The sequence below is a fragment of the Polaromonas potterensis genome, assembly GCF_033446725.1.
Taxonomy (GTDB): domain Bacteria; phylum Pseudomonadota; class Gammaproteobacteria; order Burkholderiales; family Burkholderiaceae_C; genus Polaromonas.
This window is the reverse complement of the sequence record NZ_JAWQLX010000002.1, coordinates 371,349-386,160: the sequence shown is the minus strand read 5'-3', so window position 1 is coordinate 386,160 and position 14,812 is coordinate 371,349. Positions and strand designations below refer to the sequence as shown.

General features: G+C 59.8%; 16 protein-coding genes and 1 tRNA gene. 13 read left to right on the top strand and 4 right to left on the bottom strand.

Annotation, left to right across the window (positions count from 1 at the left end; genetic code table 11):
- The first annotated feature begins 22 nt into the window (after positions 1–22).
- Positions 23–463, top strand: coding sequence for a CBS domain-containing protein (locus R6254_RS04980; protein ID WP_318404889.1), 441 nt, complete (start codon positions 23–25; stop codon positions 461–463).
- A 23-nt stretch (positions 464–486) separates the two neighbouring features.
- Here R6254_RS04980 and rsxB read toward each other — a convergent pair whose 3' ends face one another.
- Positions 487–1,155 (bottom strand): electron transport complex subunit RsxB, encoded by a 669-nt coding sequence (rsxB, locus tag R6254_RS04975; protein ID WP_318404887.1) that lies wholly within the window; start codon positions 1,153–1,155, stop codon positions 487–489.
- Positions 1,156–1,183: 28 nt separating this feature from the next.
- Positions 1,184–2,518 carry a polyhydroxyalkanoate depolymerase gene (locus R6254_RS04970; RefSeq protein WP_318404885.1) on the bottom strand — a complete coding sequence of 445 codons (1,335 nt, stop codon included), beginning with the start codon at positions 2,516–2,518 and terminating at the stop codon, positions 1,184–1,186.
- Positions 2,519–2,773: 255 nt separating this feature from the next.
- On the opposite strand from R6254_RS04970, the gene ygiD reads away from it, so the two are divergent.
- A complete protein-coding gene (gene ygiD / locus R6254_RS04965; RefSeq protein ID WP_318404884.1) occupies positions 2,774–3,628 on the top strand; it encodes a 4,5-DOPA-extradiol-dioxygenase in 855 nt (284 codons plus the stop codon).
- A gap of 40 nt (positions 3,629–3,668) precedes the next feature.
- A complete protein-coding gene (locus tag R6254_RS04960; RefSeq protein WP_318404883.1) occupies positions 3,669–4,037 on the top strand; it encodes a nuclear transport factor 2 family protein in 369 nt (122 codons plus the stop codon).
- 58 nt (positions 4,038–4,095) lie between these two features.
- Here the strand turns inward: R6254_RS04960 and R6254_RS04955 are convergent, their stop codons facing one another.
- Both R6254_RS04955 and R6254_RS04950 read right to left on the bottom strand, forming a co-directional pair.
- On the bottom strand, positions 4,096–4,698 hold the full coding sequence (locus tag R6254_RS04955; protein ID WP_318404881.1) for a nucleotidyltransferase family protein: 603 nt from the start codon (positions 4,696–4,698) through the stop codon (positions 4,096–4,098).
- A 7-nt stretch (positions 4,699–4,705) separates the two neighbouring features.
- Positions 4,706–5,902 (bottom strand): amino acid aminotransferase, encoded by a 1,197-nt coding sequence (locus tag R6254_RS04950; protein WP_318404879.1) that lies wholly within the window; start codon positions 5,900–5,902, stop codon positions 4,706–4,708.
- A 76-nt stretch (positions 5,903–5,978) separates the two neighbouring features.
- Here R6254_RS04950 and uvrB point away from each other — a divergent pair, with 76 nt between their 5' ends.
- From uvrB to R6254_RS04900, 10 genes are all read left to right on the top strand, one after another.
- Positions 5,979–8,081 (top strand): excinuclease ABC subunit UvrB, encoded by a 2,103-nt coding sequence (gene uvrB, locus R6254_RS04945; RefSeq protein WP_318404877.1) that lies wholly within the window; start codon positions 5,979–5,981, stop codon positions 8,079–8,081.
- 303 nt (positions 8,082–8,384) lie between these two features.
- Positions 8,385–8,921: a Fe-S cluster assembly transcriptional regulator IscR gene (gene iscR / locus R6254_RS04940; RefSeq protein ID WP_318404875.1), complete on the top strand. Its 537-nt coding sequence runs from the start codon at positions 8,385–8,387 to the stop codon at positions 8,919–8,921.
- A 74-nt stretch (positions 8,922–8,995) separates the two neighbouring features.
- Positions 8,996–10,213, top strand: coding sequence for an IscS subfamily cysteine desulfurase (locus R6254_RS04935; RefSeq protein WP_318404874.1), 1,218 nt, complete (start codon positions 8,996–8,998; stop codon positions 10,211–10,213).
- 41 nt (positions 10,214–10,254) lie between these two features.
- Positions 10,255–10,641 carry a Fe-S cluster assembly scaffold IscU gene (iscU, locus tag R6254_RS04930; RefSeq protein ID WP_318404872.1) on the top strand — a complete coding sequence of 129 codons (387 nt, stop codon included), beginning with the start codon at positions 10,255–10,257 and terminating at the stop codon, positions 10,639–10,641.
- Between the two features lie 24 nt (positions 10,642–10,665).
- The gene (gene iscA, locus R6254_RS04925) at positions 10,666–10,989 is read left to right on the top strand and encodes an iron-sulfur cluster assembly protein IscA (protein WP_318404871.1); all 324 of its coding nucleotides are present in this window, start codon (positions 10,666–10,668) and stop codon (positions 10,987–10,989) included.
- 63 nt (positions 10,990–11,052) lie between these two features.
- Complete coding sequence (hscB, locus tag R6254_RS04920; RefSeq protein WP_318404870.1) at positions 11,053–11,571, top strand: Fe-S protein assembly co-chaperone HscB; 519 nt, start codon at positions 11,053–11,055, stop codon at positions 11,569–11,571.
- 51 nt (positions 11,572–11,622) lie between these two features.
- The gene (gene hscA / locus R6254_RS04915; protein ID WP_318404869.1) at positions 11,623–13,497 is read left to right on the top strand and encodes a Fe-S protein assembly chaperone HscA; all 1,875 of its coding nucleotides are present in this window, start codon (positions 11,623–11,625) and stop codon (positions 13,495–13,497) included.
- 19 nt (positions 13,498–13,516) lie between these two features.
- Positions 13,517–13,855, top strand: coding sequence for an ISC system 2Fe-2S type ferredoxin (gene fdx / locus R6254_RS04910; RefSeq protein WP_318404867.1), 339 nt, complete (start codon positions 13,517–13,519; stop codon positions 13,853–13,855).
- A gap of 66 nt (positions 13,856–13,921) precedes the next feature.
- Complete coding sequence (gene dnaQ / locus R6254_RS04905; RefSeq protein ID WP_318404865.1) at positions 13,922–14,623, top strand: DNA polymerase III subunit epsilon; 702 nt, start codon at positions 13,922–13,924, stop codon at positions 14,621–14,623.
- A 39-nt stretch (positions 14,624–14,662) separates the two neighbouring features.
- A tRNA-Val gene (locus tag R6254_RS04900) sits at positions 14,663–14,737 on the top strand.
- Positions 14,738–14,812: the final 75 nt, after the last annotated feature.

Sequence of the window (14,812 nt, the reverse complement as noted above, 5' to 3'; positions counted from 1 at the left end):
CTCGACAGGAGGGCAACCAACCATGGCCGAACGTACCGTGTTTCAATCCATCCCGCATCGGCATGTCGTCAGCCTGCCGCCGCAGGCCAACGTTTGGGAGGCGGCCTGTGTCATGACCCGGGCCAACTGCGGCAGCGTGCTGATCATCGATACGGCAGGCGTCATGCAGGGCATCCTCACGGAGCGCGACCTGATGACCCGCGTGCTGGCCAAGGCTCTGGATGCCGCGAAGACGCCGGTGTCCGAGGTGATGACGCATCACCCGCAATGTGTCCCGCCCGAGATGACGGTGTCTGACGCCGTCCTGATCCTGCTGGAGCGTGGCTTCCGGCATTTGCCGATTGTTTCTTCGGCCGGTCAGATCCTGGGGGTGTTTTCTATCCGTGATGCCTTGCCGCGCGAGATCGACAGCGCCGCCAGCCTGGCCGAATTTCGGGATTCGCTCAACGATGCGCTGGGTTGAGCGCAGGCTGGCTGCTTAGCCGTCTAACCGCCGCTTGTACCGGGATCGCGCTTGGCGCGCGCGCGGGCCAGGGCGGCTTCGATCACGGCGCGCTTTTTGTCGATCACGACTGGATCGATGTGCTGGGTGTGGGCCGGCAGGTCGGCGAGTTTGGCTTGCGCCTTGTCTTCAAGCCTTTTAGCGTTCTCGTCCTTGCTGGTCGAGCGTCGTAAGCTATGAATTTCGTAGCGTTTGCGGGCCAGCGCGGCATCAGGCTCTGACCAGGCGGCCCAGCCGGTGTGCTCGCCGGTGACATTTTCCAGGCTGATGCAATCGACCGGGCAGACTGGAATGCAGAGTTCACAGCCGGTGCAATAGGGCTCGATCACGGTGTGCATGAGTTTGTTGCTGCCGACAATCGCGTCGGTCGGGCAGGCGTCCAGGCACAAGGTGCAGCCTATACACCAGGCTTCGTCGATGACGGCGAGCTGGCGTGGGCCTTCGATGCCGTTTTCGGAATTCAGGGCGGTGACCGGTCGACCGGTGATAGCCGCCAGACGGGTGATGCCTTCAGCGCCACCGGGTGGGCACTGGTTGATCTCGGCCTGACCGGCGGCAATTGCCTCGGCATAGGCCGCGCAGTCTGGGTAGCCGCAGCGGGTGCACTGGGTTTGCGGCAGGACGGCGTTGATTCTTTCGGCGAGCAGGTTCACGGGGCCATCATATAAGCAGGGCGCAGCATCAGGTTTTGTCGGCCGCTTTGGATGCTCTCTTTTTGGGAGCTGTCTGCGCACGGCTGGCAGGGGCTGCAGCCTGGTTATTCTCAAGAATAAAGGCCTTGACCTGCGGGTACACCACGTCGCGCCAGCGGCGGCCGCTGAAGATGCCGTAGTGGCCTGCACCCGGGACTTCCAGGTGTTTTTGTTTGGCCTTGGGGATGTTGTAGCAAAGGTCGTGAGCGGCTTCGGTCTGGCCGGAGCCGGAGATGTCGTCGAGTTCACCTTCGACCGTGAAATGGGCCGTGGTCGTGATGTCTTCCGGGCGCACGCGTTCCAGCTGGCCGTCGACAGAGCGCACATCCCAGGTGCCGTGCACCAGCTTGAACTCCTGGAACACGGTTTTGATGGTGTCCAGGTAGTAGTCCGCGTCCATGTCCAGCACGGCGTTGTATTCGTCGTAAAACTTGACATGGGCTTCGGTGCTGGCGTCGTCGCCTTTGAGCAGGTTCTCGAAGTAGTCGAAGTGGCTGGTGGCGTGGCGGTCCGGGTTCATCGCGACAAAACCGGTGTGTTGCAAAAAGCCGGGGTAAACGCGGCGCCCGGCGCCGGGGAAGTTGCCCGGCACGCGGTAAATCACGTTGTTCTCAAACCATTCGAAGCTTTTGTTGGTCGCCAGGTTGTTGACGGCCGTGGGCGACTTGCGCGCGTCAATCGGCCCGCCCATCATGGTCATGGACAGCGGCGTGGTTTCGCCGCGGCTGGCCATCAGCGAGATGGCCGCCAGCACCGGCACGGTGGGCTGGCAGACACTGATGACGTGACAGTTGCCGTAAATACCCTGCAGGTGGGCAATAAACTCCTGCACGTAGTTGACGTAGTCGTCGAGGTGGAACGCACCTTCGGACAGCGGCACGGTGCGGGCGTTTTTCCAGTCGGTGATGTAGACCTTGTGGTCTTTCAGCATGGTTTTCACCGTGTCGCGCAGCAAGGTGGCGTAGTGGCCGGACAAGGGCGCGACAATCAGCACGGCGGGCTGGCCCTTGAGTTGGGTCAAGGTGGCCGGGTCATCGGTGAAACGCTTGAAGCGGCGCAGCTCGCAAAAAGGTTTGTCGAGTTCCACCCGTTCGTGGATGGCGATGTTGGCGCCGTCCGCTTCTATCGTGGTGATGCCAAAAGCGGGTTTTTCGTAGTCTTTGCCGAGGCGGTAAATCAGGTTATAACCAGCCGCCATGCGCTGGGCGAATGGGTTCTGACCAAAAGGCGAGGACGGGCTGCTGTAGATTTTTGCCGCGGCCTGGGCAAAGTCGACAAACGGCTCCATCAGCGAACGCTGGGTTTCATAGACTTGGTAAAGCATGGCAAAAACCTTTTATGCAACGGGATATGTTGCGGTGCAACAAATAATAGCAGGTGTGCTTATTGTTTTTTGGAGGGCAAACACCAATACGGCGCAGTCCTGGCCATCCGTGCGGTTTGTCACGATTTCACCGGCTGGCACGGCGCCCCCTCTTTTTGTTGCTTTTTGAGAAAATACTGATAAAGACTTACCATGCAACGCCGATATTTCACAAAAGCTGCCGTCGGCAGCCTGCTTGTACCGAATGGACTGTTTATGACCGAGATCGCCGGCGCATCCGCGCAAGACCTGCTGACTTCCCTGAAAAAGACCGAGCGCATGCCGGTGATGTTTGTGGGCCACGGCAGCCCCATGAATGCGATTGGCGACAACGAATACCGGCGCAGCTGGCAGGCGCTGGGCGCCGAGTTCGGCAACAAATACCCGGTGCCGCAGCTGATTTTGTGTATTTCCGCGCATTGGCTGACCGAGGGCTGGTGGTTGACCGCCATGGACAAGCCCAAAACCATCCATGACTTTGGCGGCTTCCCGCAGGAGTTATTTGACCAGCAGTACCCGGCGCCGGGTCATCCCGTGGCCGCACGGGCCATCGGCCACCTGGTGCGCCAGCGTGCTTCCGCGCCTTTGGGTCTGGATGTGGGCGAGTGGGGGCTGGACCACGGCACCTGGTCGGTGCTCAAGCCCATGTTTTCCGGCGCGGACATCCCGGTGATCCAGCTCAGCATGGACTACGGCCGCGCGCCTGACGAACACTACGCCCTGGCCAAACAGCTCAAGGCCTTGCGCGAGCGCGGCGTGTTGATTCTGGGCAGCGGCAACATCGTGCACAACCTGCGCCAGATGCAGCGCGGCGCCACCGGCAACCAGGCTTACGACTGGGCGCTGGAGTTTGACCAGACCATGGGCGGCTATCTGCAGCAGGGCAACCTGGACAGCCTGCAAAACTTCCAGAAACTGGGGTCGCTGGCCAAAATGGCGCACCCGACCCACGAACATTTCCTGCCGCTGCTGTATGCGGCGGGTGCGGTGGATGCGAAAGAGCCACCGCGTTTTTTCAACACCAATTTCCAGGGCGGCTCGATTTCCATGCGATCCGTGGTCTGGGGCTGAACCTGATCCTCACGCGTCGCGCACCCCAGGAGACAAGCACATGCCAAGCCGTCAAACTGTTCAGGACTTCATCGCGCTGGTGGAGCAGGGCCACTATCTTGAAGCCATCGAGCAGTTTTACGCGCCTGACGCCAGCATGCAGGAAAACAGCCAGCCGCCGCGCCGCGGCCGGGAAACGCTGCTGGCCTACGAACGCGCCGTGATGGCTGCCTGCAGCGCCATGCGCACCTTGCCGGTCGAGTCCTGTCTGGTTGATGGCGACCTGGTGGTGATCCACTGGGTCTTCGAATTCACGCGGCTCTCCGGCAAAACCATGCGTATCGATGAACTGGCGCATCAGCGCTGGCAGGGCGAAAAAATCGTGGAAGAACGCTTTTTCTACGACCCTGTTGCCGCGCTGGCGGACTAGCTTTCGCTATAGATTCAGTAGCTGCTTGCGCCCGACCTATAAGGGCTATAGGCACTTTTCATGCAAAATCGGAGGCTGAAGGCGCGGTATTGGCCAGATCCGGCATGCGTAGCCAGTTCCAGCGCGCCTGGTAGTCCCGCACTTTCTTCTCGTACAAAGGGCCGTGATCGACGGCGGGGTTGGCACGCAGAATGCCCTGGTACAGGTCGTCCAGGCCATAAGGGGCGTACACGGTGGCTTGGCCGCCTTGCTGGCGCATACCCACGCTGGTGCTGCCAACCAGAAAGCGGTCTATGCCTTCGCAGGCGCTTTGCAGCGGCGGGCAGGGCCGGCCGAAATAAGTCGGGTACCAGGTGTGCACCCGCGCCTGGTTTTTGAGCTCCAGCTGCGCGCCCAGGCCGGCAAAACAGGTCAACGCGCGCTGGTTGATGGCCAGCTCGCCAGCTTCGGACAAATCGTCCGGGTCAAAATAGAAGATGTCGTAGTCGCGGATGCCCGCTTGCGGCGGCCGGCCGGACAGCCGGTTCCATACGGTCTGGAACAGGCAGCCGCCGACCAGCCAGGCGTTCGGCAGATCCAGCTCGGCCAGGCGCTCCAGCAGGACGCGGTTGCAGTCGTTATGCAGGGCGTCCTGCACAAAACGCTGCTGCAATACGTCCATAAGGGCTTTACAGCACCTTGGCGATAGACGCGCAGACGTGGTCTATGTTCTGGCTGTTCAGCGCGGCCACACACATGCGGCCGGTGTCGGTGCCGTAGACGCCGAATTCATTGCGCAGGCGCACCATCTGGTCTTTGGTCAGGCCGGAGTAGCTGAACATGCCGATCTGGGTGGTGATGAAGCTCATGTCTTCCTTCACGCCGGCGGCTTTCAGGCCGTCGACCAGCTTCTGGCGCATGGCCTTGATACGCACACGCATTTCGGCCAGTTCTTCTTCCCACTGGGCGCGCAGGGCCGGGTCGTTCAGCACGTTGGCAACCACGGTGGCACCGTGGATCTGCGGGTTGCTGTAGTTGGTGCGAATCACCACCTTCATTTGCGACAAGACGCGGTCCGCTTCGTCCTTGCTTTCGCACAGGACCGACAAGGCACCGACACGTTCGCCATAGAGGCTGAAGCTTTTGGAAAACGAGGTCGAGACAAAAAAGTTCAGGCCAGCGGCCACAAACTTGCCGATCACGGCGCCGTCTTCCTGGATGCCGTGGCCAAAACCCTGGTAGGCCATGTCGAGGAAAGCCGTGAGTTTGCGGGCCTTGACGGCGGCGATCACCTGCTCCCATTGGGCGCTGGTGATGTCGTAGCCGGTCGGGTTGTGGCAGCAGGCGTGCAACACCACGATGGTTCCTTCGGCGGCGGCATTCAGGGCGGCCAGCATGCCCTCGAAATTGATGCCGCGTTTGGCCGCGTCGTAATAGGGGTAACTTTCCACCAAAAAGCCGGCCTGGGCGAACAGGGCGCGGTGGTTTTCCCAGCTGGGGTCGCTGATCAGGACTTTGGCGTTGGGGCTGAGCTTTTTCAGGAAGTCGGCGCCAATTTTCAGGCCGCCGGTGCCGCCTATGCCCTGGGCGGTGGCGATACGTCCGCTTTTGACCGGCTCGCTGTCGGCGCCAAACACCAGGGCCTTGACGGCCGAGTCATAAGCGGCCACGCCGTCCATGGGCAGGTAGCCGCGCGGTTTGGGGCTTTCCATCATGGCTTTTTCGGCGGTCTGCACACATTTCAGCAGGGGCAGTTTGCCCTTGTCGTCGTAATAGACGCCCACGCCCAGATTGACCTTGGCCGGGTTGGTGTCGGCATTGAATTGTTCGTTCAGGCCCAGGATAGGGTCGCGGGGGGCCATTTCGACTGCAGTGAACAAAGACATGGAGATCCTTAAAAAGTAAAAAAGTCGTATGCTGCTCGGTTGCCCGTAATTTTAGCGGGGCTGGACAGAGGTTTTTATGCCAGAAGCTGTGGACGTCATTACTGATACGTTTGATTCACCCAATTCCCCCCCTGTGGGCACGTTTGCCACCTTTCCCGACTCGCCCTTCGAGCTATTCATGCCTTACCCGCCGGCGGGCGACCAGCCGGTGGCGATTGAACAACTGGTGGACGGCATCAACGACGGTGAGGTCTTTCAGACCCTGCTGGGTGTGACCGGCTCGGGCAAAACCTTCACCATGGCCAATGTGATTGCCCGCATGGGCCGGCCGGCGATTGTTTTTGCGCCCAACAAAACCCTGGCCGCACAGTTGTACAGCGAGTTTCGCGAGTTTTTCCCGAAAAACGCGGTGGAATATTTCGTCAGTTATTACGACTATTACCAGCCCGAGGCCTATGTGCCGCAGCGCGACCTGTTCATTGAAAAAGACTCGGCGATCAACGAACACATCGAACAAATGCGTTTGTCGGCCACCAAAAGTGTGCTGGAGCGGCGCGACACCATCATCGTCGCTACCGTTAGCGCGATTTACGGCATAGGGGCGCCGGAAGATTACACGCAGATGCGATTTATCGCGCGTTCCGGCGACAAGATGAACCAGCGCGACGTGATCTCGCGCCTGATCCGTATGCAATACGCGCGCAACGACCAGGATTTTTCGCGCGGCACCTTTCGTGTGCGCGGCGACGTGATCGACGTGTTTCCGGCCGAACACTCGGAACTGGCGATCCGCATCGAGTTGTTTGACGATGAAATCGAGTCCTTACAACTGTTTGACCCGCTGACCGGCCGGATACGCCAGAAAGTGCCGCGTTTTGTGGTTTACCCGAAAAGCCACTACGTCACGCCGCGCGACAAGGTCATGGCCGCCGTGGAAACCATCAAGATCGAGTTGTCCGAACGTGTCAAGCAGTTCATCAGCGAAGGCAAGCTGGTCGAAGCCCAGCGGATTGAGCAGCGCACCCGGTTTGACCTGGAAATGCTCAGCGAAATCGGCCATTGCAAAGGCATCGAGAACTACACGCGCCACCTCAGCGGCGCGCCGCCCGGCTCGGCACCCTCGACCTTGTGTGACTACCTGCCCAAGGACGCGCTGATGTTCCTGGACGAAAGCCACGTCATGATTGGCCAGCTCAACGCCATGTACAACGGTGACCGCGCGCGCAAGACCACCCTGGTTGAATACGGCTTTCGCCTGCCCAGCGCGCTGGACAACCGGCCGTTGAAGTTCGAGGAGTTTGAAACCAAGATGCGCCAGGCGGTGTTTGTGTCGGCCACGCCGGCCGCCTACGAGAAAGAACATGCCGGCAAGGTGGTCGAGCAGGTGGTACGCCCCACCGGCCTGGTCGATCCGGAAGTCGAAGTCCGGCCGGCGACGCACCAGGTGGACGATGTGTTGCAGGAAATCCGCATCCGCGTCGACAAAAACGAACGTGTGTTGATCACCACCCTGACCAAACGTATGGCCGAGCAACTGACCGACTACCTGACGGACAACGGGGTCAAGGTGCGTTATTTACATAGCGACGTGGACACGGTGGAGCGGGTGGAAATCCTGCGCGATCTGCGGCTGGGTACGTTTGACGTGCTGGTTGGCATCAACTTGCTGCGTGAAGGCCTGGACATTCCCGAGGTCAGCCTGGTTGCGATTCTGGATGCCGACAAGGAGGGCTTTTTGCGCTCCGAGCGCAGCCTGATCCAGACCATAGGCCGGTCGGCCCGAAATCTTAATGGCCGGGCGATTTTGTACGCTGACCGCATCACCGACTCGATGAAAAAGGCGATGGACGAAACCGAACGCCGCCGCAACAAGCAGATCGCCTTCAACCTCGAACACGGCATCACACCGCGCAGCATCGTCAAACGCATCAAAGACCTGATCGACGGCGTTTACAGCGAAAAATCAGGCAAAGAGGCCGAAAAACTCGAAATCCAGAAAGCCCTGGTCGAGGACATGAGCGAAAAAGACATCGCCAAAGAGATCAAACGCCTGGAAAAACTGATGATCGAACACGCGAAAAACCTGGAATTTGAAAAAGCTGCCAAAGTCCGCGACCAGTTGCATGTGCTCAAAGCCCAGGCTTTTGGTGCCCCGGGCATAGACAATGTGCCGCTTTAAGGCCCCTGAGCGGGCGGGTCGGGGAACGGATCGCCGCGAAACGGGTCGAACCCGGCTTCGGGAGCCAGCTGGGAGCCAAGGCTGGCCTGAGGCCATGTGTCTCAGGCCAGGGCGCCGACCGACTCGGAGAGTCACCTGTGTTATACTTGACGAAAACAGTCAAGAACAACCGTGTGACAAAAAAGACCCCGTCGCCGAGTAGGCCGATTGGCCGGGGTGGGTGGAGAAAAAGTTCCTTGTAAGCCATAAGCTCTACAGGGTGAGCCAAACGATAGTCAAGCCAACTTCATAAGGAGCTTGAAAATGCGCCTCACTACCAAAGGCCGCTTTGCGGTCACAGCAATGATCGACCTGGCTTTGCGTCAGAACAATGGTCCCGTCACTCTGGCGGCTATCAGCCAGCGCCAGCAAATTTCCCTGTCCTATCTGGAACAGTTGTTCGGCAAACTGCGTCGCCATGAGCTGGTCGAGTCGACCCGTGGCCCTGGCGGCGGTTATACGCTGGGCCGCAAAGCCGCTGACATCACCGTGGCCGATATCATTGTCTCGGTGGACGAGCCAATTGACTCCACCCAGTGTGGTGGCAAGGAAAACTGTCTCGGCGACGCCGGCCGTTGCATGACACACGAGTTGTGGGCCTCGCTGAACAGCCGCATGGTCGAGTTTCTGGATTCTGTGACCCTGCAAAAACTGGTGGACGATCAGCTGGCCAAGGGCGTCGTGGTGGAAAACACACCGATGGTGAAGAAAGCCATCTTTACCGCGCCGGTGGCCAAACCCATCCGTATCAATGCGCCTAACTCGGTGTTTGCCCTGGGCAATGCATTCTCGAAATCCTGATCGGATGTTGCCGGCATCCTTGCCGGCTCGTTTTTATGCTGCAAGCCAGCGCTGTGAACTGAAAAGCTAGCCAAATGGAAACCCCACACTTCCCTATTTATATGGACTACAGTGCCACGAACCCGTGTGACCCACGGGTGGTGGACGCCATGATTCCCTGGTTGCGCGAGCATTTCGGCAACCCCGCTTCGCGCAGCCATGCCTGGGGCTGGGAAGCCGAAGCCGCGGTCGAAAAAGCCCGCGAGCAAGTGGCGGCGCTGATAGGCGCCGACCCCCGCGAAATCGTCTGGACCAGCGGTGCGACCGAGTCCAACAACCTGGCGATCAAAGGCGCGGCGCATTTCTACAAGTCCAAGGGCAAACACCTGATCACGGTCAAGACCGAGCACAAAGCCGTGCTCGATACCTGCCGTGAACTCGAGCGCCAGGGTTTTGAGGTGACTTATCTGGACGTGCAGGCCGACGGCCTGCTCGACCTCGAGGTGTTGAAAGCGGCCATCCGCCCCGACACGATTCTGGTCAGCGTCATGTACGTCAACAACGAAATCGGCGTGGTCCAGGATATCCCGGCGATTGGCGCCTTGTGCCGCGAGAAGGGCATCATTTTCCACGTCGATGCGGCGCAAGCCACCGGGCGTGTGGATGTTGATCTGGCGACCTTGCCGGTCGACCTGATGAGCCTGACCTCGCACAAGACTTATGGCCCCAAAGGCATCGGTGCCTTGTACGTGCGGCGCAAACCCCGCGTGCGCCTGGAAGCGCAGATGCACGGCGGCGGCCACGAGCGTGGCATGCGTTCGGGCACCTTGCCGACACATCAGATCGTGGGCATGGGCGAGGCTTACCGCATCGCCAAGGCTGAAATGCACGAGGAAAACAAGCGTATTCAAGCCCTGCACGATCGCATGCTGGCCGGATTGAAGGACGTGGAAGAGGTTTTCCTCAATGGCCATGCCGATAAACGCGTGCCGCACAACCTCAACATGAGCTTCAACTATGTCGAGGGCGAGTCCCTGATCATGGGGATCAAGGGCCTGGCCGTTTCCAGCGGATCGGCTTGTACCTCGGCCAGCCTGGAGCCCAGCTATGTGCTGCGCGCCCTGGGTCGCAGCGACGAGTTGGCCCATAGCAGCCTGCGTATGACGATTGGCCGCTGGAGTACCGAAGAAGAAATCGACTACGCCGTGGCGACGATCAAGGAAAACGTGGCCAAGCTGCGTGAACTGTCGCCGCTTTGGGAAATGTTCAAGGATGGTGTGGATATTTCCAGCATCCAGTGGGCCGCCCATTAAGGCAGGCCAGCAACGCAAGATAGCTTAAAGAGGTAAACAAAATGGCATATAGCGAAAAAGTGGTGGACCACTATGAAAACCCCCGCAATGTCGGCTCGTTTGAAAAAGGCGACGACACGGTAGGCACCGGCATGGTCGGTGCACCGGCCTGCGGCGACGTGATGAAGCTGCAGATCAAGGTCAATCCTTTGACCGGCGTGATTGAAGATGCACGTTTCAAGACCTATGGCTGCGGCTCGGCGATTGCGTCCAGCTCGCTGGTGACCGAGTGGGTCAAGGGCAAAACCCTGGACGAAGCGGCGAGCATCAAGAACAGCGCGATTGCCGAAGAACTGGCCCTGCCGCCCGTGAAAATTCACTGCTCCATCCTGGCCGAAGACGCCATCAAGGCGGCCGTGAACGATTACAAGCAAAAGCACACCCATTAATTTTTATTGACCGGCAAGCCTTCCATGTCCGTTACCCTCACTGACGCCGCAGCACGACACGTCACCCGCTACATGAGCAAGCGCGGCAAAGGCGTGGGTGTGCGTTTGGGCGTGCGAACCACCGGTTGCTCCGGCCTGGCCTACAAGCTGGAATATGCCGACGAAATCGCGCCTGAAGACGTTGTTTTTGAAGACAACGGCGTGAAGGTGCTGGTCGATCCGAAAAGCATGGCCTACATCGATGGCACCCAGCTCGACTTCGTGCGCGAGGGCCTCAACGAAGGTTTCAAGTTCATCAACCCCAACGAGCGTGATCGTTGCGGTTGTGGAGAAAGCTTTCGGGTTTGACGGCGCCGGACCCTCATCGGCCTATGCCGCCTTCACCCCCGGTGCTGGCGGCATTTTCTTGACATGAACCTTCAATCCAACGATTTCGAACTCTTTGACGTGCCTGTGCAATTTGCACAGGACCCGGCCGCCCTCGATGCGCGCTGGAAAGAGCTGCAGCGTGAAGCCCATCCCGACAAGTTTGCGGCCCAGGGCGCGGCGGCCCAGCGCCTGGCCATGCAGTGGTCGGTGCGTATCAACGAGGCTTACCAGCGCTTGAAGAATCCCTTGAAGCGAGCGATGTACCTGTGCGAGTTGCATGGGGCACCGATTCGGGCCGAGACCAACACCGCCATGCCGCCTGATTTCCTGGTCCAGCAAATGCAATGGCGCGAAGCGCTGGAAGATGCCGAGGGGCTAGAAAATTTGGAAGAAATAGCCTCCCAGGCCTCATCCAGAAAGCGTGAGCAGCTATCAAAAATAGAGCGGATCCTGGACCAACAGAAGGACTTTACCGCAGCGGCCCAGCAGGTCAGAAGCCTTATGTTTATTGAGCGCTTTGGCAGTGAAGTCGATGCGCGCATCGACTCGCTAGGACAATAGACTTTTACAGCCCTCTAGGCTTTTTCCCCATCTTTCGCTCCCAGAGTATTCATGGCATTACTGCAAATATCCGAACCCGGCCAGACGCCCGATCCGCATCAGCGACGTATTGCCGTTGGCATTGACCTGGGGACCACCCATTCTCTGGTGGCCAGTGTGCGCAACGGCGTGGCCGAATGCCTGCCCGATGCAGAGGGCCGTGTGTTGCTGCCCAGCGTGGTGCGTTACCTGCTGGATGCCAGCGGCGCCACCAGCCGCCAGATTGGCTTTGAGGCGCTGGCCGCGCAGGTGTTGGATCCGCAAAACACCATTGCGTCGGTCAAGCGCCTGATGGGGCGCGGGATCGATGACATTGGCAGCCGGGCGCAGTTGCCTTACCAACTGGTCGACCAGCCCGGCATGGTGACCTTGCAAACCGTGGCCGGTGAAAAAAGTCCGGTTGAGATCAGCGCCGAAATTTTGGCCACGCTGCGTTACCGCGCTGAAGACACCTTCAACGACGATATTTACGGCGCGGTGATCACCGTGCCGGCGTACTTTGACGACGCGCAACGCCAGGCGACCAAGGATGCGGCGCAACTGGCCGGCCTCAAGGTGCTGCGCCTGATCAACGAACCCACGGCAGCGGCCATTGCCTACGGCCTGGACAATGCCAGCGAAGGGGTTTACGCGATTTACGACCTGGGTGGCGGCACGTTTGACATTTCCATCCTGCGCCTGACGCAAGGTGTGTTTGAGGTCGTGGCGACTGGCGGCGACTCGGCACTTGGTGGTGATGACTATGACCGCGCGCTAGTCGACTGGGTACTGGCCAAGGCCGGCCTGGCGGCCGACACCTTGACCGCGTCCGACAAGGCCATCTTGCTGCAAACCGCGCGGGCCAGCAAGGAAGCGCTGTCTGCTTCCAATTCCGTAGCATTCTCCGCCCGTCTGACAAGGGCTGCGATCAATTTTGAATTGAAATCCGAAGACTTCGAAACAGCCGCCGCCGGCTTGACGCAACGCACCCTGGCCGTTGTGCGCAAGGCTTTGCGCGACGCCGAATTCACCAAGGATGACGTCAAGGGTGTTGTGCTGGTGGGCGGCTCGACCCGCATGCCGCAGGTGCGCCGCGCCGTGGCCGGCCTGTTCGGCCGCGAACCCCTGACCAACCTGAACCCGGACGAAGTGGTCGCACTGGGCGCGGCCATTTCGGCCAACCAGCTGGCCGGCAACCACAGTGGCACCGATTTGCTCTTGCTCGACGTGATTCCGCTGTCGCTGGGTATTGAAACCATGGGTGGCCTGGTTGAGCGCATCGTGCCGCGCAACCAGACCATTCCGACCGCGATGGCGCAGGACTTCACCACCTACCAGGACGGCCAGACCGCGCTGGCGCTGCATGTGGTGCAGGGTGAACGCGACCTGGTGGCCGATTGCCGCAGCCTGGCGCGTTTTGAGCTGCGCGGCATTCCGCCCATGGCAGCCGGCGCGGCGCGTATCCGTGTCACCTTCACCGTCGATGCCGACGGCCTGCTCAGCGTCAGCGCGAAAGAGCAGGGCAGTGGTGTGGAAGCCAGCATAGATGTGAAACCGTCTTACGGCTTGTCCGACGAAGACATCGCCCGCATGTTGCAAGACAGCTTCTCCACCGCTCAGCAAGACATGCAGGCGCGTGCGCTGGCCGAGGCGCAGGTCGATGCCGACCGCATGATTCTGGCCACGCGCAGCGCGCTGGCCGCCGATGCGGATTTGCTGACACCCGAAGAAAAATCCGAGATCGACCGCTTGATGGCCGAGCTGGCCAGCACCCGCCAAAACGGCGATGCCGCGCAGATCGAGGCGGCCATCAAAGCCCTGGCCAACGGCACCGAAAACTTTGCCGCCCAGCGCATGAACCGCGGCATCCGCCAAGCCCTGGCCGGCAAAAACATCGCGACGGTCTGAGACCGCACGGAAGCACCCCATGCCCATCATCAAAATATTGCCTCACCCCGAATATTGTCCGAATGGCGCCGAGGTCTCGGCGCCAGCCGGCACCTCGATCTGCGAGGCACTGCTGGACAACAACATCAACATCGAACACGCGTGCGACATGAGTTGTGCCTGCACCACCTGCCACGTCATCGTGCGCCAAGGCATGCAGTCGCTCAATGAGCTGGATGAAACCGAAGAAGACCTGCTGGACCGCGCCTGGGGCCTGGAGCCCAACTCTCGTCTGAGTTGCCAGGCCTTCCTGGCGCAGACCGATGTCACGGTCGAGATTCCCAAATACTCGATCAACCACGCCAAAGAGAATCACTGAAGATTTGCCATTGCGGATCAATCGGTCCGGGATGACTGTCACCCGGCGATCCCTACAATCCTTCCCATGCGCCAAATTGTTCTAGACACCGAAACCACCGGTCTTTCCGCCGCCAACGGCGACCGCATCATTGAAATCGGCTGCGTCGAGTTGCTGGGCCGCAAGCTCACCGGCAACAACAAACATTTCTACCTGAACCCCGAGCGCGAGAGCCATGAGGACGCGCTCAAGGTGCACGGCATCAGCAATGAGTTTCTGCAGGACAAGCCCAAATTCGGCGCCATTGCCGACGAGTTGCTGGCCTATTTGCAGGACGCCGAAGTCATCATCCACAACGCGCCGTTTGACATCAGCTTCCTGAACAAGGAGTTGGAGCTGATAGGCCGACCGCCTATCAAGCACTGCGTGGCCAAGGTCACCGACAGCTTGATGATGGCCAAGGAATTGTTCCCCGGTAAACGCAATTCGCTGGATGCCTTGTGCGACCGTCTGGAGGTCGATAACTCGGGCCGAACCCTGCACGGCGCCTTGCTGGATGCCGAGCTGCTGGCCGATGTGTACATCAACCTGACGCGTGGGCAAAACTCGCTGGTGATGGACATGGACAGCAGCACGCCCGGCGGCGGCGAGGTCGTGGCGATGGACCTCCGTGGCTTCGATTTGCCCTTGCTGCTGGCCAATGAGCAGGAAGTTGCCGCCCACGAAAACCTGCTGACCGACATCGATAAAGCCAGCAAAGGAAAAACTGTCTGGCGCGCAGCGGCCTAAGCCCTCAAAAACAGCTTATAATTTGAGGCTGAACAAATAGGGCGGTTAGCTCAGGGGTAGAGCACTGCATTCACACTGCAGGGGTCGCAAGTTCGAAACTTGCACCGCCCACCAGAATCAAAGCCTCAAGTCTTGACGACTTGGGGCTTTTTCTTTGGCTGAACAACATTCAAACAGTATTTTCCAGCG

Coding starts and splice junctions, on each gene's coding strand:
- R6254_RS04935 (WP_318404874.1), top strand. CDS start 8,996: ATGGAAACCCCACACTTCCCTATTTATATGGACTACAGTGCCACGAAC.
- R6254_RS04955 (WP_318404881.1), bottom strand. CDS start 4,698: ATGGACGTATTGCAGCAGCGTTTTGTGCAGGACGCCCTGCATAACGAC.
- R6254_RS04960 (WP_318404883.1), top strand. CDS start 3,669: ATGCCAAGCCGTCAAACTGTTCAGGACTTCATCGCGCTGGTGGAGCAG.
- iscU (WP_318404872.1), top strand. CDS start 10,255: ATGGCATATAGCGAAAAAGTGGTGGACCACTATGAAAACCCCCGCAAT.
- R6254_RS04980 (WP_318404889.1), top strand. CDS start 23: ATGGCCGAACGTACCGTGTTTCAATCCATCCCGCATCGGCATGTCGTC.
- iscA (WP_318404871.1), top strand. CDS start 10,666: ATGTCCGTTACCCTCACTGACGCCGCAGCACGACACGTCACCCGCTAC.
- ygiD (WP_318404884.1), top strand. CDS start 2,774: ATGACCGAGATCGCCGGCGCATCCGCGCAAGACCTGCTGACTTCCCTG.
- R6254_RS04950 (WP_318404879.1), bottom strand. CDS start 5,902: ATGTCTTTGTTCACTGCAGTCGAAATGGCCCCCCGCGACCCTATCCTG.
- iscR (WP_318404875.1), top strand. CDS start 8,385: ATGCGCCTCACTACCAAAGGCCGCTTTGCGGTCACAGCAATGATCGAC.
- hscA (WP_318404869.1), top strand. CDS start 11,623: ATGGCATTACTGCAAATATCCGAACCCGGCCAGACGCCCGATCCGCAT.
- fdx (WP_318404867.1), top strand. CDS start 13,517: ATGCCCATCATCAAAATATTGCCTCACCCCGAATATTGTCCGAATGGC.
- R6254_RS04970 (WP_318404885.1), bottom strand. CDS start 2,518: ATGCTTTACCAAGTCTATGAAACCCAGCGTTCGCTGATGGAGCCGTTT.
- uvrB (WP_318404877.1), top strand. CDS start 5,979: ATGCCAGAAGCTGTGGACGTCATTACTGATACGTTTGATTCACCCAAT.
- dnaQ (WP_318404865.1), top strand. CDS start 13,922: ATGCGCCAAATTGTTCTAGACACCGAAACCACCGGTCTTTCCGCCGCC.
- hscB (WP_318404870.1), top strand. CDS start 11,053: ATGAACCTTCAATCCAACGATTTCGAACTCTTTGACGTGCCTGTGCAA.